This window comes from Pseudomonas sp. FSL R10-2189, from assembly GCF_009600325.1.
GTDB classification, from domain to species: Bacteria; Pseudomonadota; Gammaproteobacteria; order Pseudomonadales; family Pseudomonadaceae; genus Aquipseudomonas; species Aquipseudomonas helleri.
The window spans coordinates 1-22,378 of the sequence record NZ_WIVZ01000048.1 but is presented as its reverse complement, the minus strand read 5'-3'; the positions used below and the strand labels follow the sequence as shown (position 1 = coordinate 22,378).

Here is a 22,378-nt window from a genome sequence, read left to right as displayed (position 1 = left end):
CGGGATTACTCCTTCACCGCGACATTGATCGTTCGGTTGGAACGATCAATAGGTCGTACCTCCTGGCCTTGATGCAGCACGTGCACGCCGGCCGAGACAATCCAGTCATTGGCCTTGAGCCCTTCGAGCACCGGCACGCTGTTCTCGCCAAACGGCCCGACCCGCACTGGCACCTGCTCCAGTTTGTTGCCTTGGCCGACACGCCACACGTAAGTCGCGCCGTTTTCTGCGGTCAGTGCCGAGAGCGGCACCGAGAGGGGGCTCACGCCTTCGCTTGGGATAAAGACCCGGGCACTTTGGCCCAGCTCGGCAGGGACCTTGCCTTCGGTGAAAGCGATTCGGGCTGCGAAGGTGCGCGATTTTGGATCGGCAGACGGCGACAGCTCACGAATCCGCCCACTGAAGCGCTGGCCCGGCTGCGACCACAGTTCAACCTCAACCGGCAGGCCGATCTTGAAGCGACCAAAGGCTTGCTCCGGCAAACTGATCAGCACCTCACGCTCGCCATCGGCGGCCAGGGTAAACACGGTTTGACCGGCGGCCACCACTTGCCCCACTTCTACCTGACGCTGGGCGATCACGCCGTCTTGTGGCGCGCGCAACACGGCATAACTGGCCTGATTGCTGGCCACGTCCTGCTCGGCCTTGAGCTGCTGGAGCTTGGCTTCACCGGCGCGGTAGAGGTTTTCGGCATTGTCGAACTGCGAACGGCTGACCATCTGGCGGTCGAGCAAGGTTTTGTAGCGATCGCGCTCGGCACGTACCAGATTCAAATTGGCCTGACCCGCCGTAACTTGCGCGCGGGTGGCATCCAGTTGCAGCCGTACGTCTTGCGGGTCGAGTTCTGCCAGCGGCTGATTCGCCTTGACCCGCTCACCTTCATCCACCAGGCGCTTGGTCACTTTGCCGCCGATGCGGAACGCCAGTTGCGGGTCAAACCGTGCCCGTACCTCACCCGGATAACTTTGCATCGCCAACGCCGAAGGCTGCGGCTGAACCACCAGCGCCGGGCTGACAGTGACTTTGACGGGCTGCTCCTGTCCGCACGCAGACAGCAAAAACACCAGACAGATAGGCAAAGCGCGGGGCAAGGCATGGCGCAACATGGGGATGACCTTTCGCTAATGAGGCTTGGAATATTTATACTGGACGGCATGTTATTAATACTAAACTCACCAGTCCAGTAATAAACGGATATGTCTGACAATCATTTACCCCCCACTGCACTCGGACGCCCCAAGGACATGGCAAAACGCCAGGCCATCCTTGATGCGGCCAAATCCCTGTTTTTGACCCATGGCTATGCCAACACCAGCATGGATGCGGTCGCGACCCTGGCGGGGGTGTCAAAACTGACGGTCTACAGCCATTTCACCGACAAAGAGACGCTGTTCTCCTCGGCGATCCTCGCCAAGTGCTCTGAACAGTTGCCGGATTTGTTTTTTGAACTGCCCGACGGCGTACCGATTGAAACGGTTTTGCTCGCCATTGGCCGGGGGTTTGTGGCGCTGATCAACAGCGAAGAGTCGCTCAACCTGCATCGATTGATGGTGACCCTGGGCACCCAGGACCCGAAGCTGTCGCAGATCTTTTTTGAGGCGGGGCCGGAGCGGGTGGTGCTGGAAATGGAGCGCCTGCTGAACAAGATTCACCACACCGGTGCCCTGTGCATTGAGCGCGCGCATTACGCGGCGGAGCACTTCTTCTGCATGCTCAAGGGCTCACCCAACTTTCGCCTGCTGTATGGCTACGGCGGCGTGCTGAGCGACGAAGAAACCGAGGCCCATATACAGGAAGTGGTCGAAGTGTTTATGCGGGCTTATCGGGCGGACTGAACTGTAGGAGCGAGCTTGCCTCGCGATCTTTTTAACGATCAAAAGATCGCGAGGCAAGCTCGCTCCTACAGCGGGATTTATAGCGCTTAAGGCTTCAATGCCTTCTTCGGGTAGATGTCGTAACGGCTCGATTTGCCGTCCAGCGCGTGGCTCGGCTTGGGCCCGGCAATGCACGGAGCCTTGCGCGGGCGCTTGACCACCACGCGGTGGGTGGCCAGTGCCAACGCTGCCTCAAGCAAGGCCGGTGCGTCGTTGTCATCCCCTACTAACGGGCGGAACAGGCGCATTTCTTTCTTCACCAGGGCGGTTTTCTCTCGGTGCGGGAACATCGGGTCGAGGTAGATCACCTGTGGCGGCTCTCCCTCCCAGTTACGCATTACTTCAATCGAGTTGCCTTTGAGCAAGTGCATGCGCGACACGATCGGCGCCACCTCAAAGTCGTCCAGGCCACGGGCCAAACCGTCTTCCAGCAAGGCGCCGATCAAGGGCTGGCGTTCGATCAAGCTCATTTCGCAGCCCAGGCTCGCCAGCACGAATGCGTCTTTGCCCAGCCCCGCCGTGGCGTCCAGCACGCGCGGGCGCACGCCCTGTTGAATCCCCACGGCCTTGGCGATCATTTGCCCGGTGCCGCCACCAAACAAACGCCGGTGGGCTGCGCCGCCTTCAACAAAATCGACCCGCACCGGGCCGGGGGCATCTGGGCCCAGCTGTTGCAACTGCAAACCCTGGTCGCCGATCTGCAAGGCAAAGTCAGCCTGCGGCTCGTCCAACGGCAGCCCCAGGCGCTCAGCCCATTGCTCGGCCAGGGCCTGATAAGCCTCGTCCAACGCTTCGACTTTGATACGACTGCCCTCTGCTTGCTCAATCATTTAAAACACGCTCAAAAATTTAATGATCGGCAAACGCTGCCGATAAATGAAATATCCGGCATTTTGCCAGAGCTGGGCGTCGACCGAGAGCTATGTCAGACATTCATTCCGCATCCATCGGCTTTATCGCCCCCATTGGCGACTTTGGCCGACACAATTCGCAAGTCACAGGCAGCGTCAATCACCTGTGGAAGGACTTCTATGCCCAGGCCATGGCAGAGCAGTCGGCGACGGATGAATTCCCGGCCATCGAGATGCCCCTCGCGGCGGCGGACGAGAATACCGAGCCCTGCGGCGGCAATGATGTCCTGAGCGCCATCGTGACCCAGCGCCATTGCGACGTGCAGGACACCGAGATCAAACCGCCCGAAGCGTTGTTCTTGCCAATCGCTGAGTTCGAGCTGGATTTGCTGCCGCCCACCGCGCTGCCCTTCCCGCCGGATGTCATCGCCGAACAACAGCACCAGCAGGCGTTCAACGACGCCTGGGTTCGTCCATTGGTCATGGCCCAAGGTCACCCGTCGCCCGAGCCGGGCCCGGCGCCTGAGCCTCGGCCTTTGCACTTACCGATTGCCGAGTTTGAAATGGACCTGCTGGATAAACCCGCCGAGCCATTCGACGTCGCCACCTTGATTGAACAGCAGCACGCGATGGACTTTGATCTCGCCTGGGCGCGCCCATTGATCGTCAACAACCTGCGCCTGGCGGCTTAAAGCAGCCCCAGTTGCTCGGTAGTTTGCGGCGTGTGCAAGTGGGCCAGTGCTGGTAGCCCAGGCAAGCGCTCAGTCAATTGCTGATGAAAACGCCGCGCCAACTCCGGTGCCCGGTGGTTATCCGGGGTGTGCAGAAACACATAGGGCGTGCGACCTTCTTCGATCCAGCCAGCGACTTTCTCCACCCAGGGTTTCAAGTAAGGGTCATTGGCCTGCAGCTCCGGGCGCCCGATAAAGCGCACTTGCGGGCATTGGGTAAACGCCGCCGGGCGCGGCGGCACTTTAGGCTTTTTCGACTGGGCATGCAGCACCGCCGGGTCGCTGGAGTCGCAACTGAACAGCGCCCGCGGATCAAGGCAAATACGCTCGACCCCGCGCTCCATCAACACGCGATTGAGCAAGCGCTCGGCATCGCCTTTGGCAAAAAACTCCGGGTGACGCACCTCAACAGCCAATGGCCGCTGCAAGTCATCGATGAAGCTCACCAGCTCGGCCAGACGCTGCGGCCCGAAGCTTGCGGGCAGTTGCAGCCAGAACGGCGCCACGCGCGGCCCCAAGGGCTTTAACAGTTGCAGGAAGCTTTCGATTGCCTGCCCTTGCTCGCGTAAATCGCCGCCGTGGCTGATCTCACGGGGGAACTTGGCCGTAAATCGAAAATGTTCGGGCATGCAGCTCGCCCAACGCGCCACCGTGGCGGGCTTGGGGCTGGCATAGAACGTGGTGTTGCCTTCAACGGTGTTGAACACCTGCGCGTACAGGCTCAAAAACTCGGTGGGTTGGGCATTTTGGGGGTATAGGCCTTCGCGCCAGGCGTTTTCACTCCAGGACGGGCAGCCGAGGTAATAAGGCAGTTGGGCATCAGTCATGCCGTCAAATGTACAGGTCCAGCCCCATCACTTCTATTTCCCAATCAACAAAGCCTTGGGTAGTCAGGTAACTGGCAAGGGCGCTGGCGGCGTTTTTGCTCATGCCGCGCTGAAAAATCATGTCCTGGGAACGCACCGGCAGTTGGCTGATGCGCTCACCCGACGAGGCCTGGCGAGTGACTTGCGGCAGGTTTTCAAGTTCAGCCGGACTGTCTTCTACCGACTCATCAACCTGCACTTTGCCTTTACGCGGCTTGCGCTTGATGGGGTAAGACTGGGAGGAAAAGCCGTCAATACGCATAAGTGCAAGCTCGATAGCGGTATTGGCAATTTAGCGGCGTTGGCCCGACTAAGCAAATAGCCGGATGACCAACTGCAGGAGCGAGCTTGCCTCGCGATCTTTTAAACACCAAAAGATCGCGAACAGACTTTAGATAAGACCACGTTCAGCGCGGGTTGCCGCCACTTTGTCGCGCAGGTACACCGGCTGCGCATCGTCGGCGCGGATGGCTTCGCCGCGCGCCCAGGCAAAACGCGCCAGGGTCAGCAAGTCTTCAGCGTGGGGCAACATGCCCGCATCCAGCGCCGTTGGCTTGACGTTCAAGCGCTCGGCATAGCCCCAGCCGGTGCCTGCACCAAACCAGTCACCGCTGGCGCCGTCCGGCAACGCGGCGGCTTCAGGTGGCAACACTGCTTCGACGCCTTGCAGGCGCATTTCACCGGCCTGCTCGCGGTAGCAACCCCAATACACTTCGTCCATGCGCGCATCAATGGCCGATGCCACCTGGGTCGCGCCGTGCTCGCGATAGGCACGCTGGGCTAACGCTGCCAGGTTGGAGATCGGCAATACCGGGCGCTCCAGGGCAAAGGCCAGGCCTTGCACCACGCCGATGGCGATACGCACACCGGTAAACGCACCCGGCCCGCGACCAAAGGCAATCGCCTCGACCGCCGACAGCTCAACGCCAGCCTGGGCCAGCAGCTCTTTAATCATCGGCAACAGCTTTTGCGCATGCAGGCGCGGGATCACCTCGTAGTGGCTTGTGACCTTGCCATCGTGCAGCAAGGCAACAGAGCAAGCTTCAGTCGCGGTATCCAGGGCCAGCAAGGTGCTCATCGGTGTTCCCGTCAGAATCAAAATTGAAAAAAGTGCAGCAGTATAAACAACAACAGCCCGCAAGCGGGCTGTTGTCACCAAGCAAAATCGACTTATCAGCTCAAGGCTGCAAGCACCTTGGCGGTGATCGATTCTACCGAGCCAACACCGGCGATGTGGCTGTACTTTGGTTTGCCTTGGGCAGACTCAAGCTTCTGATAGAAATCCACCAGCGGCTTGGTTTGCGAATGGTAAACCGACAGGCGGTGACGAACGGTTTCTTCGGTGTCGTCTTTACGCTGAACCAGGTCTTCACCGGTCACGTCGTCTTTGCCTTCAACCTTTGGCGGGTTGTGCGCGATGTGGTAAACGCGGCCCGACGCTTCGTGAACGCGACGACCGGCGATGCGCTGAACGATTTCTTCGTCTTCTACGGCGATTTCAACCACGTGATCCAGCTCAACACCGTTGTCGACCAGTGCTTGAGCTTGAGGGATAGTGCGCGGGAAACCGTCAAACAGGAAACCGTTGACGCAATCTGGCTGAGCAATGCGCTCTTTGACCAGATTGATGATCAGGTCGTCAGAAACCAGACCGCCGCTGTCCATGATGCTTTTAGCTTTCTGGCCCAGCTCGGTGCCAGCCTTGACCGCAGCACGCAACATATCGCCAGTGGAGATTTGCGGGATGCCAAATTTTTCAGTGATGAACTTCGCCTGAGTACCTTTACCGGCCCCGGGAGCTCCCAGCAGAATTACGCGCATCGATGTGCTCCTCAATTTTTTATTTAAATGACAACAGACTCGCCTCTTGGGGCCAATCTCAAAATCGGGTAATGGCCGCAAAACAGGCCAAAGGGCTGACCAAGATACACAGCCGTTCGGGACCACACAAGCGGGCCAAAGTAGGAATAATCACTGCTAAAGCAGCCCTTGCGACCGGGTGTCACAGGGCGCAACCCTGGCAAAAAGTGTCGCGCCGGGGCCGGATCAGGCCACGAAAAGCCCCGATGTTTGGCACCACGGCGCGACTTTTGACTAGCGAACGAGCTTAGCCGGTGTTGCGCAAACCCGCCGCGATACCCGCCACAGTCACCAGCAGCGCTTGTTCCAGAGGGCTGTCCTGATCGGTTTGCTGGCGTCGCGAACGCGCCAGCAGCTCAGCCTGCAACAAGTGCAGCGGGTCAAGGTAGGTGTTGCGCAAGCGGATGAACTCCAGCGTGTCCGGGCTGTGCGCCATCAGTTGAGACTGCCCGGTCAAACCCAGTACCACCTCGCACGCCTGCGACAATAAGTCGCGTAAGTGCGCACCCAAAGGCAGCAATTGAGGGGCCACCAGACGTTCGTCATAGAGCCGGGCGATGTCGGCATCCGCTTTGGCCAGAACCATTTCCAGCATGTCGATGCGGGTGCGGAAGAACGGCCACTGCTCGCGCATTTGCGCCAGTTGCTCACCTTCACCGCGCACCAGCGCCTGGCTGAGCGCGGTTTCCCAGCCGAGCCAGGCGGGCAGCATCAAACGGGTTTGAGTCCAGCCGAAAATCCACGGGATGGCGCGCAAGCTTTCAATACCGCCTGCACGGCGCTTGGCCGGGCGACTGCCCAAGGGCAAGCGGCCCAGTTCCTGTTCCGGGGTGGACTGGCGGAAATACTCGACAAACTGCGGGTTGTCGCGCACCACCGAGCGATAGGCCTTGACCCCGTCCTCGGCCAGTTCGTCCATCAGCACTCGCCACCCCGGCTCAGGCAGCGGCGGAGGCAGTAACGTGGCTTCAAGTACCGCCGACAGGTACAGGTTGAGGTTTTGCTCAGCGATGTCAGGCAGGCCAAATTTAAAGCGGATCATTTCGCCTTGTTCGGTGGTACGGAAACGCCCCGCCACCGACCCCGGCGGTTGCGACAGAATCGCAGCATGCGCCGGGCCGCCGCCACGCCCCACGGTACCGCCACGGCCATGAAACAGCAGCAGATCGACGTGTTGCTCGCGGCAAATATTCACCAGGTTTTCTTGCGCCCGGTACTGCGCCCACGCCGCTGCCGTGGTGCCGGCATCCTTGGCCGAATCGGAGTAGCCGATCATCACTTCCTGCGGCCCGTGCAGGCGTGCGCGGTAACCCGGCAACAGCAACAGGCGCTCAATCACCGGCCCGGCATTGTCCAGGTCGGCCAGGGTTTCAAACAGTGGCACCACGCGCATCGGGCGCTCAAGCCCGGCCTCTTTGAGCAGCAGTTGCACCGCCAGCACGTCAGAAGCCGCACCCGCCATGGAGATCACGTATGAGCCCAGCGAAGCCCCCGGCGCAGCTGCCACCTCACGGCACGTGGCCAACACTTCGGCCGTCTCGGCGGCGGGTTTGAAGTAACCCGGCAACAGCGGGCGCCGGTTGTTCAATTCGCGCATCAGAAAGATCAGACGCGCGTCTTCATCCCAGTCTTCATAGCGGCCAAGGCCCAGGTAATCGGTAATTTCAGTCATGGCCGAGGTGTGCCGGGCCGCGTCCTGACGCACATCCAGGCGCACCAGGAACAGGCCAAACGTCACCGCCCGACGCAGGCAATCGAGCAGTGGCCCGTCAGCAATCACGCCCATGCCACAGGCGTGCAGCGACGTGTAACACAGCTTCAACGGTGCCAGCAGGTCCTGGTTGTCATGCAACACACCTTCAGGCGCAGGTTGTGCGCTGTGCAAGGCGCTCTGCGCCCAGGCACGGGTGATGCGCAAGCGTTCCCGCAATTGTTTGAGCACCGCGCGGTACGGCTCGGCACTCTCCCCCGCCACCGCGAGCAATTCATCGGTGGCCTGCTGCATGGACAGGTCAGCGGCGAGTTTATCGATGTCACGCAGGTACAAATCGGCGGCCATCCAGCGCGCCAGCAAGAGCACTTCGCGGGTGACCGTGGCGGTCACGTTGGGGTTGCCATCACGGTCGCCGCCCATCCACGAAGCAAAGCGAATGGGCGCTGAATCCAGCGGCAAATGCAGACCGGTGGCCTCGTGCAACGCCGCGTCGGCGGTGCGCAGCATGTTGGGCAGCGCCTGCCACAACGAGTGTTCAATAACGGCAAAACCCCACTTGGCCTCATCCACGGGTGTAGGCCGGGTACGACGGATTTCTTCGGTGTGCCAGGCTTCGGCGATCAAGCGCTGCAAGCGCTCTTCGATTCGCGACTTCTCGGCCAAGGTCAGATCCCGGTGATCCTGAGCCGCCAGTTGCTCGGCAATCGCGTCGTACTTTTGGATCAAGGTGCGGCGTGTGACTTCGGTCGGGTGGGCCGTGAGCACCAGCTCAATCTCAAGGCCGCTGAGTTGCTGCGCCAGCGAGTTCGCGTCATGCCCTTCGGCCAGCAAGCGGCTCAACAAGGTGGGCAGCACTTGCGACTCAAACGGTTGCGGCTGGTCATCGCCACGCCGGTGAATCAACTGGTATTGCTCGGCGATATTGGCCAGGTTCAGAAACTGGTTGAACGCCCGTGCAACCGGCAGCACTTCGTTATCGCTGAGGGCATCGAGAATGGCGCTTAATTCTTCGCCCGGAGTGCCGTGCCGGTCGTCTTTGGCACCCTGGCGGATCCGTTCGATCTTGGCGAGAAACGCGTCGCCGTATTGGTCACGAATCGTATTACCCAACAGCTCACCCAGCAGGTGAACATCATCGCGCAAGCGTGCATCAATATCGGTCATCAGCCATTTCTCCAGCAGATTCTGGGCGAGTTCGTGGCCCAAGAGTGCGTCGCAATGGGCGTCGCTGGCAAGCCATGCGCGCGCTAAACAGCTAATTAGCCTATGACCCATCAGTCAGAAAATTTTTAGGCAAACTGCCATCTTTTTTTTTGAACTATTCAAATTTCGTTCAGGTCACAGCTTTTAACCATCACTGCAGGAACCTGCGTCCAACTGCTCCAGGTCAACCGACAGTTGTGATGGAGATGATGTTTTTAAGGAGTTCCCTAATGGAGTTGAAGACCATGATGACCCGCACTGTCAAAACCACCTCTCCTCGCCTGCGCGGGCTGAAACTGGCTGCATTGGCGATCGGTGCCAGCTTCGTTTTAGCCGGTTGCGCTGGTAACCCGCCAACCGAGCAATACGCTGTGACGCAGTCGGCCGTGAACAACGCCGTCAGCGCTGGCGGTACCGAATACGCTCCAGTGGAAATGAAGTCGGCACAAGACAAGCTCAAACAAGCTGAGCTGGCCATGCACGACAAAAAATACGACGAAGCCCGTCGCCTGTCCGAACAAGCTGAATGGGACGCTCGCGTAGCAGAACGTAAAGCCCAGGCCGCCAAAGCCGAGAAGGCCGTTCAGGATGCTCAGAAAGCCGTCCAGCAACTGCGTCAGGAAGGCATGCGCGGCCTGCAATAACAGCCGCCCCTCTTTGACCGCAACTGGCGATACAGCATTCCTAATAGATAGAAAGGACAACTATTATGCGCAATACAGTAATGATCCCTGCCCTGCTGGCCCTGAGCGTTGGTTTGGCCGCGTGCTCGCACCAGCCGAACGTTAACCTGGAAAACGCCAAGAGCAACTACTCGGCCCTGCAAACCAACCCGGAAGCGACCAAGGTTGCAGCCCTTGAAACTAAAGACGCTGGCGAGTGGCTGGACAAGGCTGAAAAGGCCTACCTGGACAAGGAAAAAGAGTCCAAGGTTGACCAACTGGCTTACCTGACCAACCAGCGTGTTGAACTGGCCAAGCAAACCATCGCCCTGCGTACCGCTGAAAACCAGCTGAAAAACGCCGGTTCCGATCGTGCCCAAGCCCTGCTGGACGCCCGTGATGCGCAAATCAAAAAGCTGCAAAGCCTGAACGCCAAGCAAACGGATCGCGGCACCCTGGTGACCTTCGGTGACGTGCTGTTTGACTTCGACAAGGCCAACCTCAAGCCTAACAGCCGCGAAAGCATCGCGACCCTGTCCAACTACCTGATCCAGAACCCGGATCGCAAGGTGATTGTTGAGGGTTACACCGACAGCAAAGGCAGCGCTTCTTACAACCAGAACCTGTCTGAGCGTCGCGCCAACGCGGTTAAAGCAGCACTGGTACGTGCCGGTGTAGACCCATCGCGTATCGTTGCCCAGGGCTATGGCAAGGAATACCCGGTTGCTGACAACAGCAGCAACTCGGGCCGCGCTCAAAACCGCCGCGTTGAAGTGACCATCTCCAACGACAACCAGCCGGTTGCGCCACGCTCTTCGATCCAGTAAATCGACAAGCGTTAAATGAAAGCCCCGCCTGAGTGATCAGGCGGGGCTTTTTTTTGAATGGCTTTCCCCGTGAGGGCGCTTTTGCTCTTAAGGTTGCAGCTTCGGCGTGTCCTGCCCCATGCAATGCACAGCCTGTTTCTTGTTGTTGACCAACACCCCGGTCAGGCCTTTTTGTTCGGTATCAAACAACACCACAATCCCGTCAATGCACTGCGCCACCTGGTTGGCCGGGGTGAGGGAGACTTTGTAGTCCTCGCCCGGCAAGGTCTTGAGCATGGTGAAGTCGTTGAGCAGCAACGCATCCTCAGGCTTGGCGAAGTGCAGGTAACCGTAGTACCACAGGCAGCCCACCGTACCGATGATGGTGCCGATGCCAGTGAGGATCAGGGGGATGGCGTTACGCTCTTCACTCATTGCGGGGTCTCTGTTTCGGGAGCTTTAGTCGGCGGGTAATTGGGGATCTCCCCCAATCGCCGCACACCGTTGAAATGTTGCGGGTCTTCAAGATAACGCAGCATCACTTGGCGCCAGGTCGGGTCACCAAACGTTTGCACGTGACCACCCCGGGTCAGTTGCAACACCTTGGGCGGCGGCGCGGCCTGGTACAGGCGGATGCCGTTGGACAGCGGGACGATCGGGTCGTCCATGCTGTGAAAAATCAGCACGGGCACGTCTTTCATGTCCGGCATGGCGTATACCGCACTGTCAGCGTCAGGCACCAGCCACGACAGCGGCACTTGCAAGGGCCAGGTCAGCCAGGACGTGCTCAGGGCAAATTGCCCCACTTCGCGGTAACTGGCAGGCACACCATCGAGCACCACGGCCTTGAGCCGGGCGCGCTGCTGCGGGTGCTGGCTCAGGTAATGAACGCCCATGGCCCCGCCCAGGCTTTGCCCCAGCACAATCAGCGGCTGCCCCTGCACGGACGGTTGTTGCTCTAACCAGTCAAAGGCGGCGTCGATGTCCTGATACACCGCTGGCAAGCCCGGTTTGCCCTGCGACAGGCCATAACCGCGATAGTCGAGCATCAGCACTTGATAGCCCTGCTCGGGCAACCAGGCCACGGCGCCCAGGTGGTACGCCAGATTGCCGCCATTGCCATGCAGGTGCAGCACGGTGCCCTTGAGCGGCACGCCGGGCTTGGCCGGCAGCCACCAACCATGCAGTTGCGTGCCATCGGCGGCAGTGAGGTTGACGTCTTTGTACGCAAGGCCCGCCGCCGTCGGGGTAATCGGCTGGCCAGGTTCGGGGTAAAACAACAATGAGCTGCATCCGCTGAGGGCGAGCAGCAGGCAGAGTGCAGCCAGGGTTTTCATGTCGAGGATCGCCTTGTCACAAAATATTGGAGTAGTCGGCTTCGATCCGGTCCAGGCTCAAGTGGTTGAGGAAGTTGGAGAAGCACATCCATGCCGACAAGGCGTTCATGTCGCGGAACTGGTCCGGCAGGTATTTAGGCGCAACCACTAATCCTTCATCGACCAACTGGCGCAAGGTGCGCATGTCTTCCAGCGTGGTCTTGCCACAGAACAACAGCGGCACTTGTTCGAGCTTGCCCTTACGCACGGCCAACTGAATGTAGTTGTAAACCATGATGAAGCCTTTGAGGTAGGACAAGTCTTTGGTGAATGGCAGACCATTTGGCACCGAGCCACGGAAAACCCGACTCGCGTTGCCGTAGCTTTCTGGCATCTCGAAACCCTGATCACGGAAGAACTGATACACCTGCATAAAGTCTGCGCCCTCTTCCACCATGTGAATGGCGCGGGTGCGGTTGGTCAGCTTGCGCAGGCGGCTCGGGTAGGAGGCGAAGGTGATGACTTCCATCAAAATCGCCAGTCCTTCCTGGGTCACGGTTGATGAGGGCGGGCCTTTGGACAGGAAGGTGCAAATCGGCTGGTTCTGGCCATTGAGCGTGGTGCCCACGTGCACCAGCCCTTCGTGTACTTCGAGGGCGCGCACGTCGCGCTCGTTGAACATTGCATCGCTGCGGATCTTGATGTAGTCGGCGCCGGCTGCTGCGTCCGCGACAATACCGTCCGACTCAAACACCCGAATGGTTTCTTCGCACTCGCCAAAGACCTTGTTGAGCCGGCTTTGCAACAGGTTGACCGCGTCTTTGGCGGTCAGGTTTTTGACTTCGTCCTTGAGGTCGCCACGCCCGTCGATGTTGTCCAGGTAATCGGACATCATCAGGCCCAGATCGGCCAGGGTCGGATCACCGGCATGGAACGCGTCGGAAGCGGCGCCGTACAACTCTTGGGAAATCAGCCCGAAGTCTTCTGTGCCGCGTGCTTCGAGCATGCGCACCACCATTCGGTACTCTTTGCACATACGCCGCATGATCTGCCCGACCGGGTTGAACTGCCCCAGTTGCCGGGTGATGTCGCGCTCGATGTGCTGGAACTCTGACTTGACCGCACTGGAGTCAAAAGACAGCGGCCGCGACAAGTAATAGTCACGGCTGACCGCTGGCATCTCTTTGCCTTTGGCCTTTAAAAAACCCTGCCGGATGCTGTCATCCCACTTCACCGCATCCAGCACGCGGATCGGCGCCTGGGCCAGCACAATGCGGTCTGACAATGTGCGTATGGTGCGCTGGTAATCGTCCACCCGCGGCTCCTTGATTAAATGCGGTTACTTGATCGCACGCTGATAGCGGGCCACTTCGACAAAGACGTCCGAATTGGCAGGATCGTCGAGGTATGCAAAAACTGTAGCTGATGGGCTCTTGATCTGTACGCCTGAGCCTTCAGACGTTTCGACCGGCTCACCGTTCAAGGCCGACTGGCCTATCGCCTGCTTGATCTGATCAAGGTCCAGGTCGTATACGACCAACTCGCCGTTGTCGTTCACCTCAAAGCCATTGAGCGTGTAGCCACCGCCCAGTTTGGCCGGCAAATTGGCCGAGGCGTACCAGCGGCTGCCGTGGCGGGCAACGATAAAGGTGTAGCGATCACGCGCCTTAGGTTCGCCCTTGGGGTAGACCACGGCTTCGTAGCGAGTCTTGTCGACGGCGCGGATATTAAGGTTGCGCGCCTCGCCCCAGGCATCCTTGCTGGTCCATTTTCCGAGCAGTTGTTTTGGCGCTGGCTGGGCCGCAATCGGTGCGTCTTTAAACGTCACCAGGCACCCGCCCAACATCAAAAATGACAATGCCACCAGCAATACGCGCCACACTTTCATGCCTGCATCCTTCTATAGAGCGGCCAGGGCTCATTGAGTAGGGCCTGATATTCCATCCGACTGACAATCGCCGTCAACCGTTGGTATGCCTTATCACTGACTGTGGGAGCGGGCTTGCTCGCGATGCAAGCGCCCTGGTCTACCTGCCACAACGCGTTGATGCCATCGCGAGCAAGCCCGCTCCCACACAAAGATCCAGCTCAGCGTTCTGCAGGCAATAAAAAACCGCCTTGAATCGGCGGTTTTTTATTCAGCATCGTTACGCTTGTGGGCGCATGTGCGGGAACAGGATCACGTCGCGAATCGACGGGGAGTTGGTCAGCAGCATCACCAGACGGTCGATACCGATACCTTCACCCGCCGTTGGCGGCATGCCGTATTCCAGTGCACGCACGAAGTCGGCGTCGTAGTGCATGGCTTCGTCGTCACCGGCGTCCTTGTCCGCTACCTGCGCCATGAAACGCTCGGCCTGGTCTTCCGCGTCGTTCAACTCGGAGTAGGCGTTGGCGATTTCACGACCACCGATAAACAGCTCAAAGCGGTCGGTCACGTTCGGGTTGTCGTCGTTACGGCGGGCCAGCGGCGACACTTCAAACGGGTACTGAGTGATGAAGTGCGGCTGTTCCAGCTTGTGCTCGACCAGCTCTTCGAAAATCATCACTTGCAGCTTGCCCAGGCCTTCGAAGCCCAGCACCTTGGCACCGGCTTTTTTGGCGATTTCACGCGCCTTGTCGATGTCGTTCAGGTCTGCAGCGGTCAGCTCAGGGTTGTACTTGAGGATCGAGTCGAAGACCGACAGGCGCACAAACGGTTCGCCGAAGTGGAACACCTTGTCGCCGTACGGCACGTCGGTGCTTCCCAGAACCAGCTGTGCCAGTTCACGGAACAGCTCTTCGGTGAGGTCCATGTTGTCTTCGTAGTCGGCGTACGCCTGGTAGAACTCAAGCATGGTGAATTCTGGGTTGTGACGGGTCGACACGCCTTCGTTACGGAAGTTACGGTTGATCTCGAACACTTTTTCGAAGCCGCCCACCACCAGACGCTTGAGGTACAGCTCAGGCGCGATACGCAGGAACATTTCCATGTCCAGCGCGTTGTGGTGAGTTTCGAAAGGCTTGGCTGCCGCGCCGCCCGGAATGGTTTGCAGCATCGGCGTTTCAACTTCAAGGAAGTCACGCGCCATCAGGAAGCTGCGGATGTGCGCGATCACTTGCGAACGCACACGGAAGGTGTGGCGCACGTCTTCGTTAACGATCAGGTCAACGTAACGCTGGCGATAGCGCTGCTCGGTGTCAGTCAGACCGTGGTGCTTGTCTGGCAGCGGGCGCAGGGATTTGGTCAGCAGACGCACGTTGGTCATTTCAACGTACAGGTCGCCTTTGCCGGAACGGGCCAGGGTGCCTTCAGCGGCGATGATGTCGCCCAGGTCCCAGGTTTTCACGGCGGCCAGGGTTTCTTCTGGCAGGGTTTTACGGTTGACGTAGACCTGGATGCGACCGGTCATGTCCTGAATCACCATGAACGCGCCACGGTTAAGCATGATGCGACCCGCAACCTTGACCGGAATGGCTGCTTCAGCCAGCTCTTCCTTAGTCTTGTCGGCGTACTGCTTCTGCAAGTCAGCGCAGTAGTTTTCACGACGAAAATCATTCGGGAAGGCGTTGCCTTTGGCGCGCTCGGCGGCAAGTTTTTCCTTGCGCAGGGCGATCAGGGCGTTTTCTTCCTGTTGCAGGTCTTGGGGGTCGAGTTGTTGGTCGCTCATGTCTTAAAAATTCCATCACAGGTTCGTTGCCCCTGCCCTGCGGCAGGGGTTGGCGGGCCTTTAGCGCGCCTTGAGGCATCGCATTGGCTGCGCACTTACGGTTATTGCGCGACTTACAGCCCTTGTTTCAGGCTGGCTACCAGGTATTCGTCGATATCACCGTCGAGCACTTTGTCGCAATCGCTGCGCTCGATGTTGGTACGCAAATCCTTGATACGCGAAGCGTCGAGTACGTACGAGCGGATCTGGTGACCCCAGCCGATGTCACTCTTGGTGTCTTCCAGAGCTTGGGACGCCGCGCTGCGCTTCTGCATCTCTTGCTCATAAAGACGGGCCCGCAACATTTTCATGGCGGTGTCTTTGTTCGCATGCTGGGAACGTTCGTTCTGGCAGCTCACCACGGTGTTGGTCGGTACGTGAGTAATCCGCACGGCCGAGTCAGTGGTGTTAACGTGCTGACCACCCGCACCGGAGGAACGATAGGTATCGATCCGCAGGTCAGACGGGTTGATGTCGATTTCGATGTTGTCGTCGATTTCCGGCGAAACGAAAACAGCCGAGAACGAGGTGTGACGACGGTTGCCCGAGTCGTAAGGGCTTTTACGCACCAGACGATGGACGCCAATCTCGGTACGCAGCCAGCCAAAGGCGTATTCACCCTTGATATGCACGGTTGCGCCTTTGATCCCGGCAACTTCACCGGCAGACAGTTCCATGATGGTGGCATCGAAGCCGCGCTTGTCGGCCCAACGCAGATACATCCGCAACAGGATATTGGCCCAGTCTTGCGCCTCGGTACCGCCAGAGCCTGCCTGAATGTCCAGGTAAGCGTTATTGGCGTCCATCTCACCGCTGAACATGCGGCGGAATTCGAGTTTTTCAAGGGCTTCGCGCAGACGCTCGACTTCAGCGGCGACGTCATCGACAGCGGCCTGGTCTTCTTCTTCGGCAGACATCAACAGCAGGTCTTTGGCATCGGCCAGACCTGTGTGCATCTCATCCAGGGTTTCGACGATCTGCGCCAGCTGGGCGCGTTCGCGGCCTAGCTCCTGGGCGTACGTCGGGTTGTTCCAGACACTAGGATCTTCAAGCTCGCGATTGACTTCGATCAGACGCTCATGCTTTTGATCGTAGTCAAAGATACCCCCGAATAGTTTCGGAGCGCTCTGACAGGTCCTTGATGCTGTTAAGGATCGGGTTGATTTCCATGGCTGGCGGCACTCGTAGGCGATTTTTACAAAGCTGGGGAGTATACCGTAAACATGGGCTGGCAGCAGCCCGCCTGGCGGGGGGCAGTTCACTTTGTAGGAGCTGCCGAAGGCTGCGATTTCTTGATCTTTCAACGTCAAAAGATCGCAGCCTTCGTTCCTCGGCAGCTCCTGCGTGTAACGTGGTTACTCGATCCCGACCTGGTTACGTCCGTTGTGCTTGGCCAGGTACAGGCCTTTGTCCGCCGCGGAGATCAATTGGCGTGAGCTGCCGTTTTGCTGTGGGGTGAGGGTCGCCAGGCCAATGCTGATGGTCAGGCTGCGGCCTTCGCTGGGCTGGATGTGCGGGATTTTCAGGGCTTCTACGGCCTGGCGCAGTTTCTCTGCCACCAGTCGTGCTCCGCCCTGGGAGGTGTTGGGCAAGACGATGGCGAATTCTTCGCCGCCGTAACGCGCCGGCAGGTCAGACGGGCGACTGCTGGCATCGCGAATGGTCGAGGCCACTTTGCGCAACGCTTCGTCGCCGTCCAGATGGCCGAAAGTGTCGTTGAAGGACTTGAAGTAGTCAACGTCGATCATCAACAACGACAGCTGGGTCTGCTCACGCAAGGCGCGGCGCCACTCCAGTTCGAGGTATTCGTCAAAGTGCCGACGGTTCGACAGCCCGGTCAGGCCGTCCGAGTTCATCAACCGTTGCAGCACCAGGTTGGTGTCGAGCAGTTGCTGCTGGCTCACACGCAGCGCACGGTAGGCCGCGTCACGCTGCAACAGGGTCATGTAGGAGCGCGAGTGATAGCGAATGCGCGCCACCAGTTCGATGTTATCGGGCAGTTTGACCAGGTAATCATTGGCACCCGCCGAAAACGCCGCGCTTTTGATCAGCGGGTCTTCTTTGGTGGACAGCACGATGATCGGGATATTCTGGGTCGCCGGGTGATTGCGGTATTCACGCACCAGGGTCAGACCGTCCAGCCCCGGCATGACCAGGTCCTGCAAAATCACGGTCGGTTTGATGCGGATGGCTTGCGCTATCGCCTGATGCGGGTCTGCACAGAAGTGGAAATCAATGTTCTGCTCTAACGCCAACCCCCGGCGCACGGCTTCGCCGATCATCGCCTGATCGTCTACCAGCAGCACCATGGCGGCGTTTTCGTCTGTTTTAACGTCGTCCAACTGTAAATCGCTCATGCGCGTTCACCTGAATTACTGCCTTCAAGCCAGTCTTGCGGGATTTTGTCGATCATTTGGCAAATATCTCCAGCAAACGTGGCGCAATCTTGTCCAAAGGACGGATCTCAACCGCGGCATCAATGGCCGCAGCTGCTTTAGGCATGCCGTACACCGAACTGCTGTGTTGGTCTTGCGCAATGGTGAGGAAGCCTTGTTGGCGCATGAGTTTAAGCCCCTGAGCCCCATCGCGTCCCATGCCGGTTAATAACACCCCCACGGCATCTCCCTTCCAGTACCTTGCAACACTTTCAAAAAACACATCAATCGAGGGGCGATAAATCTCGTTTACCGGTTCTGCCGTGTAGGCCAAGGTACCGTTTTTCAACAACCGTATGTGGTGGTTGGTGCCCGCCAGCAATACCGTCCCCGGCTGTGGCACTTCGCCTTCCCGGGCCAAACGTACGTCCAGCCCGCACGAGCCGCTCAACCACTCCGCCATGCCCGCCGCAAACACTTGGTCTACGTGTTGCACCAGGACGATAGGCACCTGGAAATCTCGCGGCAGCCCCTTGAGCAAACTTTCCAGCGCCGCCGGGCCGCCCGCAGACGAGCCAATCACCACCAGCCCGCCCTGCAAGCCCAATGCCCGCGGCTGCGCCGACACCGGGCGTACCCGCTTGTCACTCTGCCCCATCAACCAGCCCACGTTGAGGATCTTGCGCAATAACGGCGCTGCCGCTTCTTTGGCATTGCCTGCGCCCAACGCGGGTGTGTCCACCACATCCAGCGCGCCAAAGCCCATGGCCTCGAACACGCGGTGTACGTTCTGCTCCCGGTCCACGGTCACAATCACGATGGCACAGGGCGTTTCAGCCATGATCCGCCGCGTCGCCTGCACCCCGTCCATGACCGGCATGATCAGGTCCATCAAAATCAGGTCCGGGGTGAACTCAGCACACTTTTGCACCGCCTCGGCACCATTATGAGCGACCCAGACCACTTCATGGCTCGGCTCAAAGGCCAGCGCCCGACGCAGCGCTTCAACCGCCAAAGGCATGTCGTTGACGATGGCGATTTTCATGTTTGGGCTCCCCCGATGAGTTCAACCACGGCATCAAGCAAGGCGTCGTCATGGAAGCTGGCTTTGGCTAGATAATAGTCGGCTCCTGCATCCAGGCCACGTCGACGGTCTTCTTCGCGGTCTTTGTAAGACACGACCATCACCGGCATAGATTGCAGGCGGTTGTCGCGGCGCAACAGGGTGACCAGTTCGATGCCATCCATGCGTGGCATGTCGATGTCGGTAATCAACAGATCGAAGTGCTCGGCACGCAGGGCGTTCCAGCCGTCCATGCCGTCAACCGCCACGGCCACTTCGTAACCCCGATTGATCAGCAATTTGCGCTGCAATTCGCGCACGGTCAGCGAGTCGTCTACCACCAGAATGCGTTTGCGGGTCAATTCTGCGGTGTGCCGATTGCGCCGATCAATACGCTCCAGACGCCCGGTATTGAGCAACTTATCGACCGAACGCAGCATATCTTCAACATCAACAATCAGCACCGGCGAACCATCGTCCAGCAGCGCACCGGCCGAGATGTCCTGCACCTTGCCCAAGCGTGGATCGAGCGGCAGGACGACCAGAGTGCGCTCACCGATAAACCGCTCGACCGCCACGCCATACACGGCGTCGCGCTCACGGATCACCACCACTTTGAGGGTTTCGTCATCGCTCTGGCTGGGCGGGCGCTGAAGCAGCTGGCTGGCGGCTACCAGACCAACGTGCCGACCTTCATGCCAAAAGTGCTGACGCCCCTCGACTTGCACAATGTCATCCGGCAACAGGTCGCGCATGCGCTCGATATGCGCCAGCGGGAAGGCGTAGGCCTCGTCGGCCACTTCAACCACCAGGCTGCGCACTACCGACAAGGTCAACGGCACTTCCAGCAGGAACCGGCTGCCCTGCCCTGCGGTTTGCTCCAGCACGATGGCGCCGCGCAACAGACGCACCATGTGTTGCACCGCATCCAGCCCGACGCCGCGCCCGGAGACTTCAGTCACCGTATCGCGCAGGCTGAACCCCGGCAGAAAGAGGAAGGTCAGGAGTTCTTCTTCGCTCAGTTGCGCCACCGTCTCGGCGGTGGATAACTGGCGCTCGACGATGCTGCGACGCAAGCGTTCGAGGTCGACACCGGCGCCATCGTCGCTCAGTTCGACGGCCAGCAACCCGGCCTGATGCGACACCCGCAAGCGGATCGTGCCTTCCGGCTGTTTGCCCGCCAGCAAGCGTTGCTCGGGCGATTCAATCCCGTGGTCGACGGCGTTGCGCAGCAAGTGGGTCAGCGGCGCTTCAAGTTTTTCGAGGACATCGCGGTCAACCTGGGTTTTCTCGCCTTCGATGTCCAGGCGTATCTGCTTGCCCAACGCCCGACCCAGATCACGGACCATGCGCTCCTGGCCCACCAGCACATCGGCGAACGGGCGCATGCGGCAGGCCAGCGCGGTGTCATAGAGCAATTGCGCGCGCTGGCTGGTCTGCCAGCCGAATTCGTCGAGTTCGGCGGTCTGCTCGCTGAGCAAATGCTGCGACTCGGAGAGCACGCGACGGGCCTCGTTCAGGGCCTCTTCAACCTCGTGGGTCAGGCCCACCACTTTGAGCTGCTCGTTAAGGGTGTCCAGCGCCCGCAGGCTGGTGCTTTGCATACGTTTGAGCCGATGCAACGCCATCAGATACGGCTTGAGACGCTGGGTTTCGACCAGCGATTTACTCGACAGATCGAGCAAGCTGTTGAGGCGCTCGGCGGTGACGCGCAACACCCTTTCGCCGCTTTCTGTCAGGCGCTGAGGCCGACGCGCAGGTTCGGGGGCCGGCTCGGCAGCCACTGGGGCCACCGGCTCTGGCTGAAGCAGCGGCTCGGGCTCGGGCAAAGGCTCGGGGGCCAGCAACAATTGCGAGACGTCGAACTCCACAGACGCGGCCCGTGGCGCCACCCGCCCTGAAGGGTCCAGCAGTTCGTTGAGGTGCGCGACATAGGCGTCGATATCGGCCGGGCCGACGTTGTCGCTGCCCGGCGTGGCGATGCGCATCAACAAGTCGGTACCCTGCAACAAGGCATCAATGTGCTCGGGATGCAGGCGCAAACGGCCTTCCTGCGCGCTGACCAGGCAGTCTTCCATCACGTGGGCCACGCTGACGCCCGCATCCACCCCGACAATCCGCGCTGCGCCCTTGAGCGAGTGGGCGGCGCGCATGCAGGCTTCCAGCTGGTCAGCCTGGGTCGGGTTGCGCTCAAGCGCCAGCAACCCCTCATTCAGCACCTGCGTCTGGGCCTCAGCCTCCAGGCTGAACAGTTCAAGCAGCGACGCGTCGCGCATTTGCTCGGGGGTCATGTCAGGCTCCGGGTAATTGCGCCAAGCAGTTGTTCTTCATCCAGCCAGCGCAGGCTGCGGCTTTTCCACGCCAGCACACCCCGGGTGTATTTCGCGCTGGCATGCTCGCCCGACAGCGAGGCGGCGTTCAAAGCGCGCTCTTCAATATTGTGGACACCGTCGACTTCATCCACCGGCAACACCACCGGGCCACCATGGGCGGCCACGATCAGCATGCGCGGCATCACCCTCTGCGAAGGGGTAATGGTCACCGTCGGGTCCAGCCCCAGCAGGTCAACCAGCGACAAACACGGCACCAGCGCTCCGCGCACGTTGGCCACCCCTTGCAGGGCCCGCGAACGCTGGTGTGGCAACGAGTGAATGGCCTGCATGCGCGCCACTTCGTCGAGGCACACCGTGTTCAGGCCCAGCCATTCACCGCCCAGACGGAACACCACCAGCGAACGTGTGGCGACTTTTTGCTCAGCCACTGGCTGGGCGTTGAGTTCTTCAGGCTCTTGCTCAAACGAGTAGCGATCCAGCAAGCGCGTGGCTGCGGCGGAATACACGGCGCAATTGCGGCAATGGATGTGCTCCGGCAGCTTCGGGCAAGACTTGTCGCCGAAGATACCGATGCGGTTCCAGCAGTCATCAATGGTCTGGGCTTCATCATGAATCAAGCCTTGGGCGAATAAACCTCTCATTGTTTGCGCTCACTGTGAACCGAACGTTCATGACGGGCAGCGCGCTCCTGCAAGCGCTGGGCGCCTGCTGTGTCACCTTGGGCAGCCAAAAGAGCAGCCAGGTGCGCCAGCGCTTCTGAATGCTGGGGTTCCAGGTACAGCGCCTTGCGATAGAAACTCTGCGCCTGCGCCGCTTGATCTTCAACATCGCTGAGCAGGCCCAGCCAGTAGAACACCTGAGCGTGCGGGCCATGCAGTTGCAAAAACTGATCACACGCCTGGCGGGCATCGCTGCTTTTGCCTTCGTTGGCCAGCACGGCAATGTTCGCCAGCAAGGCGGCACCCGCGCACGCGGCGGGGGTTGGCGCGGTGGGCATTGCGGGCACTCGCGGTGCAAAGGGCCGCGGCGCAGAGA

At 59.7% G+C, this 22,378-nt stretch carries 22 protein-coding genes; 4 read left to right on the top strand and 18 right to left on the bottom strand.

Annotated elements, in window-relative coordinates; translation table 11 throughout:
* Positions 1-5 precede the first annotated feature (5 nt).
* Positions 6-1,106: an efflux RND transporter periplasmic adaptor subunit gene (locus GHO32_RS23740; RefSeq protein WP_153335871.1), complete on the bottom strand. Its 1,101-nt coding sequence runs from the start codon at positions 1,104-1,106 to the stop codon at positions 6-8.
* A gap of 90 nt (positions 1,107-1,196) precedes the next feature.
* On the opposite strand from GHO32_RS23740, the gene GHO32_RS23735 reads away from it, so the two are divergent.
* The gene (locus tag GHO32_RS23735; protein WP_153335872.1) at positions 1,197-1,835 is read left to right on the top strand and encodes a TetR/AcrR family transcriptional regulator; all 639 of its coding nucleotides are present in this window, start codon (positions 1,197-1,199) and stop codon (positions 1,833-1,835) included.
* 86 nt (positions 1,836-1,921) lie between these two features.
* Here the strand turns inward: GHO32_RS23735 and GHO32_RS23730 are convergent, their stop codons facing one another.
* The gene (locus GHO32_RS23730; protein ID WP_153335873.1) at positions 1,922-2,704 is read right to left on the bottom strand and encodes a class I SAM-dependent methyltransferase; all 783 of its coding nucleotides are present in this window, start codon (positions 2,702-2,704) and stop codon (positions 1,922-1,924) included.
* A 92-nt stretch (positions 2,705-2,796) separates the two neighbouring features.
* Between GHO32_RS23730 and GHO32_RS23725 the strand changes: the two genes are divergently transcribed.
* Positions 2,797-3,417 (top strand): energy transducer TonB, encoded by a 621-nt coding sequence (locus GHO32_RS23725; RefSeq protein ID WP_153335874.1) that lies wholly within the window; start codon positions 2,797-2,799, stop codon positions 3,415-3,417.
* Here the strand turns inward: GHO32_RS23725 and GHO32_RS23720 are convergent.
* From GHO32_RS23720 to ppc, 5 genes are all read right to left on the bottom strand, one after another.
* Complete coding sequence (locus GHO32_RS23720; RefSeq protein ID WP_153335875.1) at positions 3,414-4,283, bottom strand: DUF72 domain-containing protein; 870 nt, start codon at positions 4,281-4,283, stop codon at positions 3,414-3,416. The genes GHO32_RS23725 and GHO32_RS23720 overlap by 4 nt on opposite strands.
* 4 nt (positions 4,284-4,287) lie before the next feature.
* On the bottom strand, positions 4,288-4,584 hold the full coding sequence (locus GHO32_RS23715) for a hypothetical protein (protein ID WP_048368132.1): 297 nt from the start codon (positions 4,582-4,584) through the stop codon (positions 4,288-4,290).
* A gap of 129 nt (positions 4,585-4,713) precedes the next feature.
* Positions 4,714-5,400 carry a tRNA (adenosine(37)-N6)-threonylcarbamoyltransferase complex dimerization subunit type 1 TsaB gene (gene tsaB / locus GHO32_RS23710; protein WP_048368133.1) on the bottom strand — a complete coding sequence of 229 codons (687 nt, stop codon included), beginning with the start codon at positions 5,398-5,400 and terminating at the stop codon, positions 4,714-4,716.
* Between the two features lie 95 nt (positions 5,401-5,495).
* Positions 5,496-6,143: an adenylate kinase gene (gene adk / locus GHO32_RS23705; protein ID WP_048368134.1), complete on the bottom strand. Its 648-nt coding sequence runs from the start codon at positions 6,141-6,143 to the stop codon at positions 5,496-5,498.
* Between the two features lie 286 nt (positions 6,144-6,429).
* Entirely contained in the window at positions 6,430-9,060 is a 2,631-nt protein-coding gene (gene ppc, locus GHO32_RS23700) for a phosphoenolpyruvate carboxylase (protein WP_153335876.1), read from the bottom strand.
* A gap of 269 nt (positions 9,061-9,329) precedes the next feature.
* Here ppc and GHO32_RS23695 point away from each other — a divergent pair, with 269 nt between their 5' ends.
* Complete coding sequence (locus tag GHO32_RS23695; RefSeq protein ID WP_048368136.1) at positions 9,330-9,743, top strand: DUF4398 domain-containing protein; 414 nt, start codon at positions 9,330-9,332, stop codon at positions 9,741-9,743.
* 65 nt (positions 9,744-9,808) lie between these two features.
* On the top strand, positions 9,809-10,588 hold the full coding sequence (locus tag GHO32_RS23690; RefSeq protein ID WP_048368137.1) for an OmpA family protein: 780 nt from the start codon (positions 9,809-9,811) through the stop codon (positions 10,586-10,588).
* An 87-nt stretch (positions 10,589-10,675) separates the two neighbouring features.
* Here GHO32_RS23690 and GHO32_RS23685 read toward each other — a convergent pair whose 3' ends face one another.
* From GHO32_RS23685 to GHO32_RS23635, 11 genes are all read right to left on the bottom strand, one after another.
* Positions 10,676-11,002 carry a hypothetical protein gene (locus GHO32_RS23685; protein WP_048368138.1) on the bottom strand — a complete coding sequence of 109 codons (327 nt, stop codon included), beginning with the start codon at positions 11,000-11,002 and terminating at the stop codon, positions 10,676-10,678.
* Positions 10,999-11,904, bottom strand: coding sequence for an alpha/beta hydrolase (locus GHO32_RS23680; RefSeq protein WP_153335877.1), 906 nt, complete (start codon positions 11,902-11,904; stop codon positions 10,999-11,001). The genes GHO32_RS23685 and GHO32_RS23680 overlap by 4 nt, the downstream gene beginning before the upstream one ends.
* Positions 11,905-11,920: 16 nt before the next feature.
* The gene (locus GHO32_RS23675) at positions 11,921-13,198 is read right to left on the bottom strand and encodes a flavohemoglobin expression-modulating QEGLA motif protein (RefSeq protein WP_123749706.1); all 1,278 of its coding nucleotides are present in this window, start codon (positions 13,196-13,198) and stop codon (positions 11,921-11,923) included.
* A gap of 24 nt (positions 13,199-13,222) precedes the next feature.
* Complete coding sequence (locus tag GHO32_RS23670; RefSeq protein ID WP_153335878.1) at positions 13,223-13,771, bottom strand: hypothetical protein; 549 nt, start codon at positions 13,769-13,771, stop codon at positions 13,223-13,225.
* Positions 13,772-14,030: 259 nt separating this feature from the next.
* Positions 14,031-15,533: a lysine--tRNA ligase gene (gene lysS / locus GHO32_RS23665; protein ID WP_048368143.1), complete on the bottom strand. Its 1,503-nt coding sequence runs from the start codon at positions 15,531-15,533 to the stop codon at positions 14,031-14,033.
* A 113-nt stretch (positions 15,534-15,646) separates the two neighbouring features.
* Positions 15,647-16,742 (bottom strand): peptide chain release factor 2 gene (prfB, locus tag GHO32_RS23660; RefSeq protein WP_123749704.1). Its coding sequence is split into 2 segments (ribosomal slippage): positions 15,647-16,669 and positions 16,671-16,742, totalling 1,095 coding nucleotides; the frame shifts between segments, so codons are not numbered across the junction.
* A gap of 185 nt (positions 16,743-16,927) precedes the next feature.
* Positions 16,928-17,929 (bottom strand): PleD family two-component system response regulator, encoded by a 1,002-nt coding sequence (locus tag GHO32_RS23655; protein ID WP_153326151.1) that lies wholly within the window; start codon positions 17,927-17,929, stop codon positions 16,928-16,930.
* Positions 17,930-17,981: 52 nt separating this feature from the next.
* On the bottom strand, positions 17,982-18,992 hold the full coding sequence (locus tag GHO32_RS23650) for a chemotaxis response regulator protein-glutamate methylesterase (RefSeq protein WP_048368146.1): 1,011 nt from the start codon (positions 18,990-18,992) through the stop codon (positions 17,982-17,984).
* On the bottom strand, positions 18,989-21,301 hold the full coding sequence (locus GHO32_RS23645; protein WP_153335879.1) for a hybrid sensor histidine kinase/response regulator: 2,313 nt from the start codon (positions 21,299-21,301) through the stop codon (positions 18,989-18,991). The genes GHO32_RS23650 and GHO32_RS23645 overlap by 4 nt, the downstream gene beginning before the upstream one ends.
* Complete coding sequence (locus GHO32_RS23640) at positions 21,298-21,984, bottom strand: chemotaxis protein CheW (protein WP_153335880.1); 687 nt, start codon at positions 21,982-21,984, stop codon at positions 21,298-21,300. Before GHO32_RS23640 ends, GHO32_RS23645 begins: the two co-directional genes overlap by 4 nt.
* The coding region (locus GHO32_RS23635; protein ID WP_153443034.1) for a tetratricopeptide repeat protein at positions 21,981-22,378 on the bottom strand (398 nt) is incomplete at its 5' end. The genes GHO32_RS23635 and GHO32_RS23640, both read right to left, overlap by 4 nt.